Source organism: Duganella alba (assembly GCF_009674495.1).
Taxonomy (GTDB): domain Bacteria; phylum Pseudomonadota; class Gammaproteobacteria; order Burkholderiales; family Burkholderiaceae_D; genus Rugamonas; species Rugamonas alba.
Genome location: NZ_WKJN01000003.1, coordinates 232,258 through 250,271 on the forward strand (window position 1 = coordinate 232,258; position 18,014 = coordinate 250,271).

18 protein-coding genes and 1 pseudogene are annotated in these 18,014 nt (G+C 63.5%); 13 read left to right on the forward strand and 6 right to left on the reverse strand.

All coding sequences use genetic code 11. The annotated features are described in order from the left end of the window. From GJ695_RS29965 to GJ695_RS04335, 5 genes and pseudogenes are all read left to right on the forward strand, one after another. Complete coding sequence (locus tag GJ695_RS29965) at positions 1 to 177, forward strand: hypothetical protein (protein ID WP_229260380.1); 177 nt, start codon at positions 1 to 3, stop codon at positions 175 to 177. Positions 178 to 189: 12 nt separating this feature from the next. Beyond that, positions 190 to 783, forward strand: a pseudogene (locus GJ695_RS04320) (aminoglycoside 3'-phosphotransferase); the annotation flags it as partial. 134 nt (positions 784 to 917) lie between these two features. Further along, positions 918 to 2,198 (forward strand): HlyC/CorC family transporter, encoded by a 1,281-nt coding sequence (locus GJ695_RS04325; protein ID WP_154362371.1) that lies wholly within the window; start codon positions 918 to 920, stop codon positions 2,196 to 2,198. A 144-nt stretch (positions 2,199 to 2,342) separates the two neighbouring features. Further along, positions 2,343 to 4,082, forward strand: a complete 1,740-nt coding sequence (pilB, locus tag GJ695_RS04330; protein WP_154362372.1) for a type IV-A pilus assembly ATPase PilB — start codon at positions 2,343 to 2,345, stop codon at positions 4,080 to 4,082. Between the two features lie 12 nt (positions 4,083 to 4,094). Further along, positions 4,095 to 5,309: a type II secretion system F family protein gene (locus tag GJ695_RS04335; protein WP_154362373.1), complete on the forward strand. Its 1,215-nt coding sequence runs from the start codon at positions 4,095 to 4,097 to the stop codon at positions 5,307 to 5,309. Between the two features lie 12 nt (positions 5,310 to 5,321). On the opposite strand, the gene GJ695_RS04340 is transcribed toward GJ695_RS04335, so the two are convergent. Beyond that, entirely contained in the window at positions 5,322 to 6,137 is an 816-nt protein-coding gene (locus GJ695_RS04340) for a sensor histidine kinase (RefSeq protein WP_154362374.1), read from the reverse strand. 122 nt (positions 6,138 to 6,259) lie between these two features. Between GJ695_RS04340 and GJ695_RS04345 the strand changes: the two genes are divergently transcribed. The 4 genes from GJ695_RS04345 to GJ695_RS04360 all read left to right on the forward strand — a co-directional run bounded on the left by GJ695_RS04345 (position 6,260) and on the right by GJ695_RS04360 (position 8,804). Then, complete coding sequence (locus tag GJ695_RS04345) at positions 6,260 to 7,132, forward strand: prepilin peptidase (protein WP_154362375.1); 873 nt, start codon at positions 6,260 to 6,262, stop codon at positions 7,130 to 7,132. Then, positions 7,129 to 7,773 carry a dephospho-CoA kinase gene (gene coaE / locus GJ695_RS04350; protein ID WP_154362376.1) on the forward strand — a complete coding sequence of 215 codons (645 nt, stop codon included), beginning with the start codon at positions 7,129 to 7,131 and terminating at the stop codon, positions 7,771 to 7,773. Before GJ695_RS04345 ends, coaE begins: the two co-directional genes overlap by 4 nt. A 93-nt stretch (positions 7,774 to 7,866) precedes the next feature. Next, positions 7,867 to 8,622, forward strand: coding sequence for a cell division protein ZapD (zapD, locus tag GJ695_RS04355; RefSeq protein WP_154362377.1), 756 nt, complete (start codon positions 7,867 to 7,869; stop codon positions 8,620 to 8,622). Between the two features lie 8 nt (positions 8,623 to 8,630). Then, on the forward strand, positions 8,631 to 8,804 hold the full coding sequence (locus GJ695_RS04360) for a DNA gyrase inhibitor YacG (protein ID WP_154362378.1): 174 nt from the start codon (positions 8,631 to 8,633) through the stop codon (positions 8,802 to 8,804). Positions 8,805 to 8,871: 67 nt separating this feature from the next. Here the strand turns inward: GJ695_RS04360 and GJ695_RS04365 are convergent, their stop codons facing one another. Genes GJ695_RS04365 through argJ form a run of 3 tightly spaced genes read right to left on the reverse strand, consistent with a single transcriptional unit; the run spans position 8,872 to position 11,370 of the window. Further along, positions 8,872 to 9,264 (reverse strand): NUDIX domain-containing protein, encoded by a 393-nt coding sequence (locus GJ695_RS04365; RefSeq protein ID WP_154362379.1) that lies wholly within the window; start codon positions 9,262 to 9,264, stop codon positions 8,872 to 8,874. Then, entirely contained in the window at positions 9,261 to 10,130 is an 870-nt protein-coding gene (locus GJ695_RS04370) for an ATP-binding protein (RefSeq protein ID WP_154362380.1), read from the reverse strand. Before GJ695_RS04370 ends, GJ695_RS04365 begins: the two co-directional genes overlap by 4 nt. Position 10,131: 1 nt before the next feature. Continuing rightward, positions 10,132 to 11,370, reverse strand: coding sequence for a bifunctional glutamate N-acetyltransferase/amino-acid acetyltransferase ArgJ (gene argJ, locus GJ695_RS04375; protein WP_154362381.1), 1,239 nt, complete (start codon positions 11,368 to 11,370; stop codon positions 10,132 to 10,134). Between the two features lie 328 nt (positions 11,371 to 11,698). Here argJ and GJ695_RS04380 point away from each other — a divergent pair, with 328 nt between their 5' ends. From GJ695_RS04380 to GJ695_RS04390, 3 genes are all read left to right on the forward strand, one after another. Next, positions 11,699 to 12,916, forward strand: a complete 1,218-nt coding sequence (locus GJ695_RS04380; RefSeq protein ID WP_154362382.1) for a porin — start codon at positions 11,699 to 11,701, stop codon at positions 12,914 to 12,916. 38 nt (positions 12,917 to 12,954) lie between these two features. Next, positions 12,955 to 13,338: a type 2 periplasmic-binding domain-containing protein gene (locus GJ695_RS04385; protein ID WP_371866484.1), complete on the forward strand. Its 384-nt coding sequence runs from the start codon at positions 12,955 to 12,957 to the stop codon at positions 13,336 to 13,338. A 114-nt stretch (positions 13,339 to 13,452) separates the two neighbouring features. Next, positions 13,453 to 15,417 (forward strand): sensor histidine kinase, encoded by a 1,965-nt coding sequence (locus GJ695_RS04390; protein ID WP_229260382.1) that lies wholly within the window; start codon positions 13,453 to 13,455, stop codon positions 15,415 to 15,417. Here the strand turns inward: GJ695_RS04390 and GJ695_RS04395 are convergent. After that, entirely contained in the window at positions 15,414 to 16,034 is a 621-nt protein-coding gene (locus GJ695_RS04395; RefSeq protein WP_308492158.1) for a DUF6624 domain-containing protein, read from the reverse strand. The genes GJ695_RS04390 and GJ695_RS04395 overlap by 4 nt on opposite strands. A gap of 219 nt (positions 16,035 to 16,253) precedes the next feature. Here GJ695_RS04395 and GJ695_RS04400 point away from each other — a divergent pair, with 219 nt between their 5' ends. Then, positions 16,254 to 16,664 carry a DUF4019 domain-containing protein gene (locus tag GJ695_RS04400; protein ID WP_154362386.1) on the forward strand — a complete coding sequence of 137 codons (411 nt, stop codon included), beginning with the start codon at positions 16,254 to 16,256 and terminating at the stop codon, positions 16,662 to 16,664. Positions 16,665 to 16,742: 78 nt separating this feature from the next. Here GJ695_RS04400 and GJ695_RS04405 read toward each other — a convergent pair whose 3' ends face one another. Continuing rightward, complete coding sequence (locus tag GJ695_RS04405) at positions 16,743 to 17,945, reverse strand: GAF domain-containing sensor histidine kinase (RefSeq protein ID WP_154362387.1); 1,203 nt, start codon at positions 17,943 to 17,945, stop codon at positions 16,743 to 16,745. Between the last annotated feature and the right edge of the window lie 69 nt (positions 17,946 to 18,014).

Consider the following 18,014-nt stretch of genomic DNA (forward strand, 5'->3'; position numbering starts at 1 on the left):
ATGGCGCGCAACCAGACAATGCCGCACACCATCCGACGCTTTGTTGGCGACGCCGTTCTGCAACGCGACCCGATCGGCGAATCGCCATGCCAGGTGCACCGCTTCCAGCGCGGCGACGAACTTTATTTTCTGAAGACTTCGCCATCGGTCTACGCCGACACCACTTACAGCGTGTAACGCGAAGCCAGCGTCATGCAATGGCTGACCGGCAAGCTGAACGTGCCGGAAGTCGTCCTGACCGCGCAGGATGACGAACAGGAATACATGATCACCCGCACCGTGCCCGGCGTACCGCTGTCGTCGCTGATCGCGGCCGGGCGGCCGGTGACGGCGCTGTTCCACCAGGCGCTGCACCAGCTGCAATCCATCCCTATCGTCAATTGCCCGTTCGACGCCGGCGCCGCCGTTCGCCTGCGCGAGCTGGCCTACCTGGTCGACAGCGGCCTGATCGACGAGGACTACAACTTCAACGCATGGCCCGGCCTGGCGACGCCGCAAGACCTGCTGGCACGACTGCACGCCACGCTGCCTGACGAAGACCGGGTCTTTTCCCACGGCGACCTCGGCAACAGCAATATCTTCGTCACCGACAACGACACACTGTATTTCATCGACCTCGGCCGGGGCGGCAAGGCCGACCGCTGGCTCGACATCGCCTTTGTCCACCGCAACCTGCGCGAGGATGTGTCCGACAACGCGGCAGCGCAATTCCTGACCATGCTCGGTGTCCAGGACGCCGCTGCAAAACGCCTGTTTTTCGAACAGCTTGATGAGTTGTTCTAACCTCCCTCCAAAGTACAACAACATCATCAAACTTGCATGCAACTCATCATTGCCTTAGAATCTAAAACTGTTGCTTTGCGCTGGCGCCTGATCGGTTGCCCACTTTCCCCATGCAAGATTCTTTACGGTGACCCTTGGATACCGTGCCACTTTGGGTGCAATTTCTTGCACTTTTTTTCCTGATATTGTGTTCGGCCTTCTTCGCCATGGCGGAAACCGCCCTGATGGCGGCCAACAAATATCGCCTGCGCCATGAAGCCAAACGCGGCAGCCGCCGCGCCATCACCACGCTGTGGCTGCTGGACCGCACCGACAAGCTGCTGTCGCTCGTGCTGATCGCCAACACGCTGTTCAACGCCGCCGCCACCGCGCTGGTCACCTCGCTGGCGATCCAGACCTTCGGCCATGACGACAACGTCATCACCATCTCCACCGGCGTGGTAGCCTTTCTGCTGATCGTGTTCGCCGAGATTTCGCCGAAAGTCATCGGCGCCACCTTCCCGGAAAAAATCGCCCTGCCGACCAGCATGGTGCTGAAACCGCTGATGGCGGTGTCCAAGCCGATGATCTGGTTCGTCAACCTGTTCGTGTCGCAGCTGCTGAAAGTGTTCGGCATCAAGGCCGGCTCGCACGCGCACGACCCGCGCCTGTCGCCGGAAGAGCTGCGCTCGATCGTGCTCGAAGGCGGCAACTTCATCCCACAAAAACACAAGAGCATCCTGCTCAACCTGTTCGACCTGGAAACCATCTCGGTCGAAGACATCATGACGCCGCGCGCCCAGGTCGAGGCGCTGAACCTGGAACTGCCGGTCGAGGAAATCAAGCGCGAGCTGACCACCTGCTATCACAACAAGCTGCCCGTCTACGAAGGCGAGATCAACCGCATCGTCGGCATCCTGCACGTGCGCAAGGCGGTGGCGCTGCTGAACCAGGAAGAGGAACTGACCACCGAGCACTTCCGCGAACTGCTGACGCCGCCCTACTTCATCCCGCAGGACACGCGCCTGTTCACCCAGCTGCAGTACTTCCAGGAGAACAAGGAACGCCTCGGCATCATCGTCGACGAGTACGGCGAGGTGCAGGGCCTGGTCACGCTGGACGACATCATCGAAGAGATGATCGGCGAGTTCACCACCTCCACGCCGAGCGCGGCCAAGGCCGAAACCTTCGGCTGGGACAAAAACGGCGAGTGCCTGCTCGACGGCGCCACGCCGCTGCGCGACGTCAACAAGCGCCTCGGCCTGTCCTTCCCGCTCGACGGTCCGAAGACGCTGAACGGCATGCTGCTGGAACTGTTGCAAGAAATTCCAGACGCGCCGATCAGCCTCAAGGTCGACCAGTGCATCGTCGAAGTGGTGCAGGTGCACGACCAGGCCATCAAAGTCGTCAAATTGCGACGCCCGCAGGCCCGCTAGCCAGGGTAAAACCACGCAAACGCGTGGGCGGGCGCAACAGAGCGGAGTAAAATCGAAGCGCACGCTTTACAAAAATAGTGCCTAGGAGCATTATTCTGAGGTTCACTCACCTCAATCCGCCCTCTCAACCTGACAGACGCTTCTATGGCTGCAGTCCTACCGAACGCAGTGCCAGGCGCCCCGATGCCGGGGCTGGCGAGGGCATTGATGCAAGCCGGACGCCTGTCCGCCTTGCAGGCCGAGACCCTGCAAAAAAAATCCGTCGCGGAGAAACTGGCCTTCATCGACGTGCTGCTGTCGAGCGGCGCGATTGAATCGAAGGCGCTGGCCGCCTTCTGCGCCGAAACCTTTGCCTATCCGCTGATGGACGTCAACGCGCTCAACATCGACGCGCTGCCGGCCAAGATCATCGACAACAAGCTGATGCAGACGCAGCGCGTGGTCGCGCTGGCCAAGCGCGGCAACAAGATGTCGGTGGCGATTTCCGATCCGACCAACACCCAGGCGCTGGATCAGATCAAGTTCCAGACCGAGTCCACCGTCGAACCGGTGATCGTGCCCCACGACGCGCTGCTGCAACTGCTGGCGCGCATCAACAAGAGCAGCGAGCAAAGCATCAGCGACCTGGCCGGCGACGACGCCGACATCCAGTTCGCCGAGGAAGAGCAGCCGTCCGCCGCCAGCGCCGCGGCCGCCGCCGACGCCGCCAACGAGGTGGAAGACGCGCCGGTGGTGCGCTTCCTCAACAAGATGCTGATGGACGCCGTCAACCTCGGCGCCTCCGACTTGCATTTCGAACCGTTCGAAAAATTCTACCGCGTGCGTTTCCGCGTCGACGGCGTGCTGCTGGAACACGCGCAGCCGCCGATCTCGATCAAGGAAAAACTGGTCTCGCGCATCAAGGTGCTGGCCAAGCTGGACATCTCGGAAAAGCGCGTGCCGCAGGACGGCCGCATGCGCCTGATCGTCTCGCCGACCAAGACCATCGACCTGCGCATCTCGACGCTGCCGACGCTGTTCGGCGAAAAGACCGTGATGCGTATCCTGGACGCGACGCAGGCGCAGATGGGCATCGACTCGCTCGGCTACGATCCGGACCAGAAGGAGCTGCTGCTGGACGCCATCCAGCGGCCCTACGGCATGGTGCTGGTCACCGGCCCGACCGGCTCCGGCAAGACGGTGTCGCTGTACACCTGCCTGAACATCCTGAACAAGCCCGGCATCAACATCTCCACCGCCGAAGATCCGGCCGAGATCAACCTGCCCGGCGTCAACCAGGTCAACGTCAACGACAAGGCCGGCCTGACCTTCCCGGTGGCGCTGAAGTCCTTCCTGCGCCAGGACCCGGACATCATCATGGTCGGCGAGATCCGCGACCTGGAAACCGCCGACATCGCCATCAAGGCCGCGCAGACCGGTCACATGGTGTTCTCCACGCTGCACACCAACGACGCGCCGTCGACGCTGACGCGGCTGATGAACATGGGCGTGGCGCCGTTCAACATCGCCTCGTCGGTGATCCTGATTACCGCCCAGCGCCTGGCGCGCCGCCTGTGCAGCTGCAAGCAGCCGGTCGACATCGCGCCGGAACTGCTGCTCAAGGCCGGCTTCAAACCGGAGGAACTGGACGGCAGCTGGAAACCCTACGGCCCGGTCGGCTGCGAGCGCTGCAACGGCGGCGGCTACAAGGGCCGCGTCGGCATCTACCAGATCATGCCGATCACGCCGGCGATCGAATCGCTGATCCTGGCCAGCGGCAACGCCATGCAGATCGCCGCCCAGTCCGAAGCGGAGGGCGTCAAGTCGCTGCGCCAGTCCGGCCTGGTCAAGGTCAAGGGCGGCTTGACCAGCCTTGAAGAAGTGCTCGGCTGCACCAACGAATAACGGGAAACGATCATGGCAACATCGGGCAACCAGGTCAAGGAATCCGTCTTCGCCTGGGAAGGCAAGGACAAAACCGGCAAGACCGTGCGCGGCGAACTGCGCGCCGGCGGCGAGGCGGTGGTCAACGTGACCTTGCGCCGCCAGGGCATCATGGTCACCAAGGTCAAGAAGAAGGCCTACCGCTCCGGCAAGAAAGTCACCGACAAGGACATCACGTTGTTCACGCGCCAGCTGGCCACCATGATGAAGGCCGGCGTGCCGCTGCTGCAATCGTTCGACATCGTCGGCAAGGGCCACTCCAACCCCTCGGTCTCCAAGCTGGTGATGGACCTGCGCGCCGACATCGAGACCGGCACCAGCCTGAACCAGGCATTCCGCAAGTTCCCGCTGTACTTCGATCCGCTGTTCTGCAACCTGGTGGGCGCTGGCGAACAGGCCGGCATCCTGGAAGACCTGCTGACGCGGCTGGCGATCTACAAGGAAAAGACCCAGGCCATCAAGAGCAAGATCAAGTCGGCGCTGACCTATCCGGTGTCGATCCTGGCGGTGGCCTTCCTGGTCACGGCGGTGATCATGATCTGGGTGGTGCCGGCCTTCAAGGAAGTGTTTGCCAGCTTCGGCGCCAACCTGCCGGCGCCGACGCTGTTCGTGATGGCGCTGTCGGAATTCTTCGTCAAGTGGTGGTACGTCATCTTCGGCGGCCTGTTCGCCGCCCTCTACTTCTTCTTCCGCGCCTGGCAGCGCTCGCTGAAGATGCAGCGCTTCATGGACAAGCTGCTGTTGCGCCTGCCCGTATTCGGCGAGGTGATCCGCAAGGCCACCATCGCCCGCTGGACCCGCACGCTGTCGACCATGTTCGCCGCCGGCGTGCCGCTGGTCGAATCGCTGGACTCGGTGGGCGGCGCCGCCGGCAACGCCGTCTACCTGGACGCCACGCGCCGCATCCAGACCGAGGTGAGCACCGGCACCAGCCTGACGGTGGCGATGCAGAACGCCGACGTGTTCCCCAACATGGTCACGCAGATGGTCTCCATCGGCGAGGAGTCCGGCTCGCTGGACGCCATGCTGGGCAAGGTGGCCGACTTCTACGAGGATGAGGTCGACGAGGCCGTGGCCTCGCTGTCGGCGCTGATGGAGCCGGCCATCATGGTCATCCTGGGCGTGCTGATCGGCGGCCTGGTGGTGGCGATGTACCTGCCGATCTTCAAACTCGGCGCGGTGGTGTAATCCGCGGCGGCGTCAGTGATGCAGCTGATGCAGCCACGCCGCCAGGCGGCGCCAGCCGAGCTTGCGCGGTGTCTGGTAGCACACCTCGCCGGGCACCTTGAGCGCCATCTCGGTGCCCTGCTCCGGCAAGGTCAGCACATCGACCGTGCCGGCCATGCGCGCGGCACGGTCGCGCATGGCTGGCAGGCCGCGCAGCGGCCCCGCCGTTTCCCTGCCATTGTCGCGCACGTAGAGCGTGAAGAACTCGCAGCCGTACACCAGTTCCAGCTCGACGCTGCTGGCCTGCGTGTGCTGGTAGGCGTGATACAACGCCTCGCGCACGATGGCATAGATGTCCTCGCTGCGGTCGCCGTTCAGCGGCGACGGCCGGCCGCTGACGATCATGCGGAACGGAATATTGAAATTGTCCTGCAGCGACTGACCGATGGCGGCCAGCGCCTGGTTCAGCTTGTCGCCGTAGACCACCGGCATGCGCAGCGCCAGGATCTGGTGGCGGCCCTCGGCCAGCACCTCGTCGGCCTGGTCCAGGATGTGGTCGATGGTGGCGCGTTCCGGGTTGTCGACCGCCAGCCGGTGGCCCACGCCCTGGAAGCGCAGGATCATGCCCTGCATGCTTTGCACCAGCGTGTCGTGCAGGCTGGCCGCCACCCGTTCACGTTCGGCCAGCAGGCGCAGGCGGGCTTCATACACACGCTGCGTGTGGCGCCGGCCCAGCAGCCATGCGGCGCCGGAGGCCAGGCACAGCAACACCAGCCCGAGCAGCAATAACAGGAATGTCTGGTAATACGACGACAAGGTGCGCTCCGGGCGGATAAACTGAGCTGTCACCTTGCCATTGTCTCAATGTTTTTACTATCTCCCTGACGGGGGAGTGTATTCCGAAAAAGCGTTCGCAACGTTGCGGCAATGCTTTAATATGGGCGCGTGATCATTACCGCTCTTTGACGCCCATGCTGCAATCGACCCTGCTGTTCGCTCCTGCTGGCGACCTCGCCATCAGTCTCATCGCCGGCTTGTTCGGCCTGCTGTTCGGCAGCTTCCTGAATGTCGTCATCCACCGCCTGCCTATCATGATGCAGCGCGAGTCGGACAACTATGTGGCCGAAGAAAGCAACAAGCCGCTGCCCCACACCACCCGCTACAACCTGATGACGCCGCGTTCGGCGTGTCCGCATTGCCAGCACCAGATCACCGCCATGGAAAACATCCCGGTGATCAGCTGGCTCGCGCTGCGCGGCAAGTGCAGCAACTGCAAGGCGCCGATCTCGCCGCGCTATCCGCTGGTGGAGCTGCTGACCGGCGCGCTGTCGGCGCTGGTGATCTGGCGCCTCGGCAGCGGCTGGACCGGCCTGGCGTCGCTGTTCTTCCTGTACTCGCTGGTGGCCATGACCTTCATCGACTTCGACACGCAGCTGCTGCCGGACGACCTGACCTACCCGCTGCTGTGGGCCGGCCTGCTGATGAACGTCAACGGCGCCTTTGTGCCGCTGCAGGACGCGGTGATCGGCGCGGCCGCCGGCTACCTGGCGCTGTGGTCGGTGTACTGGCTGTTCAAGCTGGTCACCGGCAAGGAAGGCATGGGCTACGGCGACTTCAAGCTGCTGGCGGCGCTGGGCGCGTGGATGGGCTGGACCATGCTGCCGGCGATCATCCTGCTGTCGTCGATTGTCGGCGCGGTGGTCGGCATCTGCCTGATCGTGTTTGCCAAGCGCGGCCGCAACAATCCGATTCCGTTCGGCCCCTATCTGGCGGCGGCCGGCCTGATCGCGCTGCTGTACGGCGCGCCGCTGACCGCCTTCACGCTGGGCGTCGTCCATCCATGAGCAGCGCGCCTTTCGCTGTCGGCCTGACCGGCGGCATCGGCAGCGGCAAGAGCACGGTGGCCGACATGTTCGCGGCGCGCGGCGCCAGCATTGTCGACACCGACGTCATCGCCCACGGCATGACCGCGCCCGATGGCCCCGCCATGCCGGCCATCGCCGCCGAATTCGGCGCGGCGTTCGTTGATGCCACTGGCGCCATGGACCGCGCGCGCATGCGCGAACTGGTGTTCCGCGACGCCGGCGCCAAGGCGCGGCTGGAAGCGATTTTGCATCCGCGCATCCGCGACGCCGCGCTGGCCGCCGCGGCTTCGGCCATGGTGGCCAACCCGGGCAGCTACGTCATCTACGCGGTGCCGCTGCTGATCGAATCCGGCACGTGGCGTGCGCGGGTCACCCGCGTGCTGGCGGTAGACTGTGACGAACAAGTGCAAATTGCCCGCGTGATGGCGCGTAACAATTTGCCGGAGGCGCAAGTCCGCGCCATCATGGCGGCGCAAGTGAGCCGGGCGCAAAGGTTGGCGGCGGCGGACGATGTGATTGTCAATAATGCAGGAATCGAGGATCTGGAAGCCCAAGTCGACCGCTTGCACGCCTTTTATCAGCAACTTCGCTGCAAATTCGCTGGTAATTTCGCAGAATAGGGCAATAATGCCTTCGCAACGTTTGTAATTTTGCTTGGCTTGCTTCAAAATCACGAGAATTCTTTGCAAGTCCATCTATAGAGGGATGTTATTTTGATCGTCTACGAATATCCTTTCAACGAGCGCATCCGCACGTTGCTGCGCCTGGAGGATTTGTACGAGAAATTCAAGTTCTTTGTGCATCAAGAACATCCGATGCAGCACCACGTTGCGCTGGCCACCATCTTCGACATGCTGGAAGTGGCCGGCCGCGCCGATCTGAAATCCGACCTGCTGCAAGAACTGGAGCGCCAGCGCCAAACGCTGCTGGGCTACCGCATGAATCCCAATGTGCAGGCTGAAACGCTGGACGCGATCCTGGCCGAAGTCGATGGCGTCGCCAGCGCGCTGGTCGCCGCGCAGGGCAAGACCGGGCAGAACGTGCGCGACAACGAGTGGCTGATGAGCATACGCGGCCGCACCATCATTCCGGGCGGCGCCTGCGAGTTTGATTTGCCTTCCTACTACGCCTGGCAGAAGCGGCCGGCGGAACAGCGCTTCAACGACATCGCCAACTGGTTTGCGCCGCTGGCGCCGCTGTTCGATGCGCTGGGCCTGGTGCTGCGCCTGCTGCGCGACTCGGGCGGGCCGGTGAAGATGATTGCCGTCGCCGGCAGCTATCAGCAGATGTTGCAGGGGAAGGTGTATCAGATGCTGCGCCTGACCCTGGATGAGGCGCAGGGCGCGATTCCGGAGATTTCGGCCAACAAGTACATGCTGTGGGTGCGCTTTACCTCGCAGGGCGGCGACCTGAAACCCAAGCCGCTGGAAGATGATGTACCATTCGAGCTTACCCTTTGTAACTTCTGACGAACCTCATGACCACTGTAGTTGAATGCCCGACCTGCTCCGCCAAAGTGGAGTGGAAACCGGAGAATAAATTCCGCCCGTTCTGCTCGGAGCGCTGCAAGAAGATTGATCTCGGGGCGTGGGCCGAGGAAAAGTACGCCATTCCGGCCGCGCCGCCGAAAGATCCTCTGGACGAAGAGTAATTACACCCGCACACCGGAGCCGGGGGTCTGACCCCGTTCGGGGTCAGACCCCGCCACGGTTCGGGGTTCAGCTATAGCGCACCTGTTCCAGCCACTCCAACAGCGGTATCGTCGCGGGCAGCAACGGCTCTACCCCGACTGTTCCCTGCCATGCGAATGCCTGGCCTTCGAGGCTTTGCGGTTCGCCGGACCAGTCGCGGCTGATGTAGAAGTGCAGCCGCACGTGCGCGTGCGGGTAGACGTACTCCACGCCGCACCATTCTTCGGCGCTGTGGATCTGCAGGCCCAGCTCTTCGACAAACTCGCGTTTCAACGCTTCCAGGATCGTCTCACCGGGATCGACTTTGCCGCCGGGGAATTCCCAGTAGCCGTCATACGGCTTGCCGGCCGGACGCTGGCCCAGCAGCACATCGCCATTCGGCTTGACCAGAATCCCTACCGCCACATCGACCGGCTTCATGCGAGCTTCCCCGCGTAGTCCTTGGCGAACTGCCACGCCACGCGGCCCGAACGCGAGCCGCGCTGCAAGGCCCAGCGCAAGGCGTCGGCGCGCGCGCCTTCGATCTGCGCTTCGGTGCAGCCCAAGGTCGACAGCCAGTGGCCGACGATGGTCAGGTAGTCATCCTGCTTGAACGGATAGAAGGTCAGCCACAGGCCGAAACGCTCGGACAGCGAAATCTTTTCCTCCACCGTTTCGCCCGGATGCAGGTCGCCGTTTTCGTCGTGCTTGTAGCTCATGTTGTCGGACATGCGTTCCGGCAGCAGGTGGCGGCGGTTCGACGTCGCGTAGATCAGCACATTGTCCGACTGCGCCGAGATGCTGCCGTCCAGCGCCACCTTCAGCGCCTTGTAGCCGCTCTCGCCCTCTTCAAACGACAGGTCGTCGCAGAAGATGATGAAGCGCTCCGGCCGCCCGGCCACCAGGTCGACGATGTCCGGCAGCTCGGCCAGGTCGGCCTTGTCCACCTCGATCAGACGCAGGCCGTCCTTGCCGAACTGGTTCAGGCAGGCCTTGATCAGCGACGACTTGCCGGTGCCGCGCGCGCCGGTCAGCAGCACGTTGTTGGCCGGCTTGCCGCTGACGAACTGACGCGTGTTCTGCTCGATCTGTTCCTTCTGCGGACCGATGTGCTGCAAGTCGTCCAGCGCGATATCCGACACGTGCGCCACCGCCTGCAGATAGCTCGGGCTGTTGGCGCGCTTGCGCCAGCGGAAGGCGTACCCCAGCCGCCAGTCCGGCTCGCGCGGCGCCTGCGGCAGCACCGCCTCCACGCGCGCCAGCAGGGCCTCGGCGCGCACCAGGAATTGTTCGAGGGCCGTCGACATCTTACGAGCGGTAGTCGGCGTTGATCGACACGTAATCGTGCGACAGGTCGCAGGTGTAGACGGTGGCCACAGCGGCGCCGCGCGCCAGCTTGACGCGCACGGTGATCTCGGCCTGCTTCATTACGCGCTGGCCGTCTTCTTCCTTGTAGTCAGGATTGCGGCCGCCGTTCTTGGCCACCCACACATCGTCCAGGTACAGGTTCAGCTTGCTGACGTCGAGGTCGTCCACGCCGGCGTAGCCGATGGCGGCCAGGATACGGCCCAGGTTGGGGTCGGAGGCGAAGAAGGCGGTCTTCACCAGCGGCGAATGGCCGATCGAGTAGGCGATCTTGCGGCACTCTTCGACGCTGGCGCCCTCTTCCACGATGATGCTCATGAACTTGGTCGCGCCTTCGCCGTCGCGCACGATGGCTTGCGCCAGGAACAGCGACAGTTCGGTGACGGCGTCGCGCAAGGCGGCATATTCCGGTGCGTCCACCGAGTTCACTTCCAGCGAACCGGCGCCGGTGGCGATCAGCATGAAGGAATCGTTGGTCGAGGTGTCGCCGTCGATGGTGATGCAGTTGAACGAGTGATTGGCCGCATGCTTGACCAGTTGTTCCAGCACCGGCTGCGCCACCTTGGCGTCCAGCGCCAGGTAGCCCAACATGGTCGCCATATTCGGCTTGATCATGCCGGCGCCTTTGGAAATGCCGGTCATGGTCACGCTGTGGCCGCCGATGGTGACGGTGCGCGAGCCGGCTTTCGGCTGCGTGTCGGTGGTCATGATGGCTTCGGCCGCGTTGTACCAGTTGTCTGCCTTCAGGCCGGCGATGGCTTGCGGCAGGCCGGCGATGACTTTGGCGGCCGGCAGCGGCTCCAGGATCACGCCGGTGGAGAATGGCAGGATCTGCGCCGCGTCCACGCCCAGCTGCGCGGCCAGCGCGACGCAGGTTTCGTTGGCCAGCGACAGACCCAGCTCGCCGGTGCCGGCGTTGGCGTTGCCGGTGTTGACCAGCAGCGCGGCGATCGGCTTGCCGCTGTCCTTGGCCGCCGCCAGATGCGCCTTGGCGATCTGCACCGGCGCCGCGCAGAAGCGGTTCAGCGTGAACACGCCGGCCACGGTGGCGGTCGGCGCCAGCTTCATCACCAGCACGTCCTTGCGGTTCGGCTTCTTGATGCCGGCTTCGGCAAAGCCGATTTCAACACCCGCGACGGGCTTCAGTTCGGAGGCGATGGGCAGGGGGGAATTGACGGCCATATTCTTGATCTCGTGGGTGGAAAGAGGGAGCCGCTATTGTAATACCTGATCCGCCAGCCGCGTGGCCTGTAACCACGAGTGACCGATAACAGAACATCAAATTTGCTCAAAAATCACTGGAGCGATATCGTACAAGCTGCTGTTTTTACAGCGCTTTTAGCACAAAAACCACAAAAAATTAGTACGATCGTTCAGTTTATCGTTTTCCTCTTTCATGCTCCCAGGAAATTGGTCTAAGGTAATAACTGAATGCCCCATCCCCGCATTGCTCCATAAATAAAAGACGGCACAACCGTCATACCGACAACAACCCCCTAGGATTGAACTCATGAAAAAGCAACTTTTAGTAGCTGCCGTCTTGGCTGCCACCGCCGCAATGCAGGCGCACGCCGGCGCCCTGGATGACGGCAACCTGAGCATCAGTGGTTTCGGCACGCTGGCCGCCGCCAAGAGCAATACCGACGACGTGACCTACGCGCGCTACAACCAGGCCGACGGCGTCGGCGACAGCGCCCGCCTCGGCCTCGACACCAACCTCGGCCTGCAAGCCACCTACAAGATCAACGACTGGCTGTCCGGCACCGCGCAGGTGCTGACCCGCAAGGCCACCGAACACAATTTCACCACCGACCTGACCTGGGCCTTCCTCAAAGCCCGCATCAACGACGAAGTGTCGGTGCGCGTGGGCCGCGTGGTGGTGCCGACCTTCCTGATTTCCGACTACCAGAACGTCGGCTACGCCAACACCATGATGCGTCCGCCGATCGAGATGTACAGCCAGGCGCCGATTGAAAACTCGGACGGCGCCGACATCAACTACCAGCACGCTTTCGGCGAACTGAACTTCACGGCGCAAGCCTTTGCCGGCGTCAGCCGCGGCAAGCTGTTCGTGGCCACCGGCGCCGGTTCGACCGCGACCTACCGCGCACCGGCCGCCGGCTTCAGCGTGGCCGGCGAATACGGCCCCTTCCTGCTGCGCTTCGCCCACGCGCGCGCCGACATGAAGATCAACGACCTGCAACCGATCAACGGCCTGACCACCACGCTGAACGCCGTCGGCTTGACCCAGCTGGCGTCGGACATCACCTTCAGCACCGGCAAGAAAATCGCCTTCACTTCGGTGGGCGGCACCATGGACTGGAACAACATCGTGGCCCAGGCCGAATACGCCCAGCGCCGCGCCAAGGAAGCGGTCTACCTGCCGGACACCAACGCCTGGTACGCCATGGTCGGCTACCGCGTCGGCAAAGTGCTGCCGTATTACGCGCACGCCTCGTCGAAGGGCGCCGGCAGCTCGGTCACCACGCCGGCCGCGCTGGCGCGCATTCCGGCGCTGAACACCGCCGTCACCGGCCTGCTGACGTCGGCCGAGCAGACCTCGGACATCATCGGCGTGCGCTGGGACTTCGCCAAGCAGCTGGCCCTGAAAGTGCAAGTGGACCGCGTCAAGCCGGGCGCCAAGTCGGGCCTGCTGATCAACGTGCCGGCCGCCGGCTATAGCAAAGACGTCACCGTGGTCGCCGCCGGCCTGGACTTCGTATTCTGATCGGGAAAACTAGAATGAAAAAGCTTATCAGCGCTCTCATGCTGTCCGCACTTGCGGCGGCAGCCCTGCCGGCTTCGGCCGAAATCGTCGTCATCGTCAGCAAGCAGAATCCGGCCACGCGCATGTTCTCGGAACAGGCGTCGCAATTCTTCCTGGGCAAATCCAACCTGTTCACGCCGGTCGACCAGGCCGACGGCTCGGCCATCCGCAACGAGTTCTACAAGAAAGTGGCGGACAAGGACGCGGCCCAGGTCAAGGCCTTGTGGTCCAAGCTGGTGTTCACCGGCAAAGCCACGCCGCCGAAGGAATATCCGAACAGCGCCGACGTGAAAAAAGCAGTTGCTGCCGATCCGAAAGCAATCGGGTATATTGACAAGTCGGCAGTTGACGATACCGTCAAAGTGATTCTGACCCTGCCTTAACTCCAGGTCGTCCTGCCAGCCTGCCGTGCCATCCGCGCGGCAGGCGCGTGTGCTCCTGGCGCCTTCCAACAAGGAGTGACCGTTTTGAGTGTATCGCTACGCGCGAAGTTTCTGATGCTCAGTGCCGTGGTGCAGGCGCTGGTGGTGAGCCTGCTGATCTGGAACAGCCTGCGCCTGATGAACCACGCGGTCAGCACCAACGCCGAACGCGTCGCCCAGGAATATGCGGTCACGCTCAACCTCTCCCTCAGTCCCTACGCCATGCGCGGACGGCTGCCCGAACTGAATACCTACCTGGCCGAAATGCTGTCCGATCCGGACGACAGCTTCCTGCGCTACCTGACCATCCTCGACGACAACGAAAGCCCCATCATCGCCGTGGGCAAGCGCGATATGCCGCTGCCGGCGCTGCTGCGGCAAGGCGGCGGCACCAGCTTCAAGGGCGTGCGCACCTTGATCAGCGACGCCACGCTGCACGCGCGCGCGCCGCTGCTGCTGGCCGACAACCGCATCGGCAGCATCAACTTCGGCCTCAGCACCAAGGACCTGAAACAGGCGCGCGACGAGGTGCTGGTGCAGAGCGGCGTCATCGCCCTGTTCGGCTTCGGGCTGGGCGTGCTGATGGTCTACATCTTCACGCACGGCATCGGCCGCCGCCTGCAGGCGCTGACCGGCGACTCGGAACAGTTGGCGTCCGGCGACTACAGCAAGGCGCTGGCGGTGCATGGCGCCGATGAAATCGCGGTCTTCACGCGCGCCCTCAACACCATGAGCGCGGCGCTGCGCGAACGCATCGCGCAGCTGGAGCAGTCGCAGCGGCGGCTGTCGGAATCGGAGGCGCGCTTCAAGACCCTGTTCGACATGGCGCCGCTGCCGCTGACCGTGTCGGACCGCGAAGGCCGCATCATCGCCGCCAACCGCGCGCTGCTGCATACCTTCGGCAAGGCCGCCACCAACCTGATCGGCAAGCGCAGCGACGAAGTGCCGTTCTGGGCCAGCAGCATCGAGCGCGAGCGGATCTGGAACATGTACCGCGAGCACGGCGCGGTGCATGGCGCCATCGCCGGCGTGCAGCTGCCCGACGGCAGCGTCGGCAGCGTGGCGATCTGGTCGTCCTCGCTGACCCAGGACGGCAACGACATCATCATCTGGGCGCTGCTGGACCTGACCGAGGAACTCAACGCCAAGCGCGAACTGAAGGATCTGAACGTGTCGCTGGAAAGCCGCGTCAGCGAACGCTCGGCCGCGCTGGAACGCGCCAACGCCGAACTGAGCACGGCGCTGCAGACGCTGCGCCATACGCAGCACGAGCTGCTGGCGTCGGAGAAGATGGCGTCGCTGGGGTCGCTGGTGGCCGGCATCGCGCATGAGCTGAACACGCCGATCGGCAACAGCCTGCTGGCCTCGACCGCGCTGCGCGACCGCGTGCAGGAATTCGAACGCCAGGTGGAGGCCGGCGCGCTGCGGCGCTCGCAGCTGACTTCGCACCTGGAGGAAGTGCGCATGGCCAGCGAGCTGATTTCCGGCTCGCTGCACAAGGCGGCCGAGCTGATCTCGTCGTTCAAGCAGATCGCCGTCGACCAGACCAACGACCAGCGCCGCGCCTTCGACCTGCTGGCGGCGGTGCAGGACACCATCGCCACCTACATGCCGCGCCTGCGCCGGGTGCCGTGCGAGGTGGACCTGCGGATCCCCGTGGGGCTGATGCTGGATTCCTATCCGGGCGGCCTGTACCAGATCCTGAACAACCTGATCAACAACGCCCTCGCCCACGCCTTCGAACAGCGCCGCGACGGCGTCATCGTCGTGCGCGCGGCGATGGTGGACGATGACGTCCTGTCGCTGGAGTTCAGCGACAACGGCTGCGGCATGACCGAGGACGTGCTCAAGCGCGTGTTCGATCCCTTCTTCACCACCCGCATGGGCCAGGGCGGCACCGGCCTCGGCATGAACATCGTCTACAACATCGTCACCGGCGTGCTGGGTGGACGCATCAGCATCGACTCGGCGCCGGACGCCGGCACCACCGTGCGCATGCTGCTGCCGCGCGTGGCCCCGCAACGCGAGGCGAAGTCCTAATCCGACGGGCGCTTCCTGCGGACGTAGCTCATCATGCACACATAATCGGCCAGCGGCATGATGCCGAGCGCACGCCGGTTCTGCTCCACCTCTTGCACGCTTTGGTCGTCGGGCAGGCCGAAATGGGCGGTAGCCCAGGCCTCGGGCGTGAACTGCGTGCCGTAGCGCTGCGCCCTGTGTTGCGCCACCAGCACCCGGTCGATGAAGCGCGACAAGGTCATGCCGTCCAACTCGCCGGCGGCATGGCGCTGTTCCAGTTCGGGCAGGAGCGACGCCTGGAACGCCGGTTGCAGGTCCGCGTGCTGCGCCAGCAGCCACGCCTGACGCACACCGCGTTCACCCACCTGCGCGGCGGTCGGGAAGCCCTGGCTGCGCACCAGCATGGACAGCCATTTGACGTTGTTCGCATCCACCTGAACCGCACGCTGCCGGACCAGTGTGTTGGCAGGGTGAGCCAGGTATGCAATGCGCGCTTCCTGGTCACGCTGGGAACGTATCGCCAGCTCTTCACGCAACGCCGGATCGCTGAACGACCGCGCTGCATCACGCTGATTCATCGCCGCGTCCGACTCCTCTGGGTGGGCCTGGTTCCAGGCAATGGCGCCGGGACACGGCATCGCATCCACAGCCTCCTCGCCAAAAGCTGGCGCGGCTAACACTGCACACAGCAATGCTGGCAATATCCGAAACAATCCATTCCTCCCGATATATCGATGTCGCGCTCAAGGATAGCATGCCGGTTTAACCCTCCGATTCTGCAGTCCATCGCAAAATCCGGACTGGCGCGAAGGGATGGCTTAGCATAGGCTCAACTCACCTTTTCCGGAGATTTTCCTATGAAGCTGCTGTCTGCATTTGCCTTGGCGTTGTCGTTGCTGATTGGTTCTTCCGCGTTTGCCCAAGGTGCCAAGGATGTCGCGGACGCGCGCGCGGCGTCGGAGAGCTGGATGAAACTGATGGATGCGGAAGACTATTCGGCCGCCTGGAACAAGGGCGCCGAAGGCGTGCGCAAGGATATGTCGAAGCTGGCGTGGAACATGCTCGCCAGCGCCATCCATATTCCGCTGGGAACGTTCAAGTCGCGCAGCTACCAGTCGGCCAGCGTCAAGCCGGCGTCGATCACCTTCGAGTACATCTCTGACTACCAGAGAAACCACGCCGTGCGCGAATCCGTCACCGCCGTGAAGGAGAAGGATGGCGTGTGGCGCGTATCCGGCTACGGCATCCACAGCGATGACAAGGAATAACATGGAGGACCGATTGCGCCACCTCGGTCGGCCTGTTCGACTGCGTCGTGCGCCGCAATCCCGCGCGCGTCACCGTGATCAGCGTGTAAGCGCGCGGCGTTCGACAAACTCGGCGGTGCGGCTGCGGTAGGTGAAGGTGGTGGCCGTGTCGCTGGATGCCACTTCCAGCACGCCGCCGTGCGAGACGGCGATTTCCGAGGCGATGAACAGCCCCAGCCCCAGGCCGCCGGAACCGCCGCCGGAACTCGATTGCCAGAACGGCGTGAACAGCTGCGCCTGAATCTCGGCAGGAATCGGCGGCCCGCTATTGGTCACCGACATTTCAAAGATGCCGTTCGACTGCCTGACCTTGACGTACACCGGCGCCGCCGCGCTGCCATGCACGAGGGCGTTCTTCAGCAGGTTGGACAGCAGTTGCACCAGGCGCGCCGCATCGCACAGCAACGCCACGCCGCCCGGCAACTCCTCGATGATTTCCCGCTGCGGATAAACGCTGCGCAACTCGGCAATCGCCTGTTGCAGCGGTTTCTCCAGCTGGCTTTCGTGGCGCAGATTGAGCGAGATGCCGCCGCCCATGCGCCCGCGCGTGAAATCGGTGACGTCGTCGATCAGCGCGCCGATACGCTGGCTGCTGCGCTGCATGATGTCCAGCAGCGGCCGCAGCGACGGCGGCGCCTGCATGCGCAGGATTTCGGTGCCGTTCATGATGGTGCTCAGCGGCGTGCGGATATCGTGGCCCAGCATGGCGATGAACTGTTCGCGCATCTTCGCGGTTTTCACTTCATCGCTGAGCGCCGCCTGCGCCTCGCCCAGCACCACTTCGCTTTCCAGCTGACGGCTGATGAGCTCGGCAAACAGCATCAGCGTGTTGCGCATGGTCTTGTTGGTCAGCTCGGCCTTGTGTGGATCAAGCCCGCACAGCGTGCCGAAGTATTCGCCGCTCGGCCGGTACAGCGGAATCGAAAAATAGCTCTGGAAACCGTAGATGCGCGGCGTGTGATGGTTGCAATAGCGCTCGCTGTCGCGCACCGAATCGATAATGATGGCGGCATTGTTGTCGCGTACCTCTTCGCACAGCGTGGTGGTGACGTCCAGCTCGCCGCCGATTTGCAGGCCGAAGTTCAGCTTGTCCAGCACCGAGCAGCAATGCCAGGAATTGGCCGTCACGCGCGCGATGGCAACAAAGCCCAGCCCGGTCAATTCGGAAACAGCCTCCAGTATCGTCGGCACCGCGCCGATCCTGGCAATCGCCGCGATATCCTCGTCCAAGCCCTGTGTCATCCCGCACCTCCGCTTCAACCATAAAAAAACCCGCAAGGCTTGCGCCCTACGGGTTCATTGTGCTGCCGC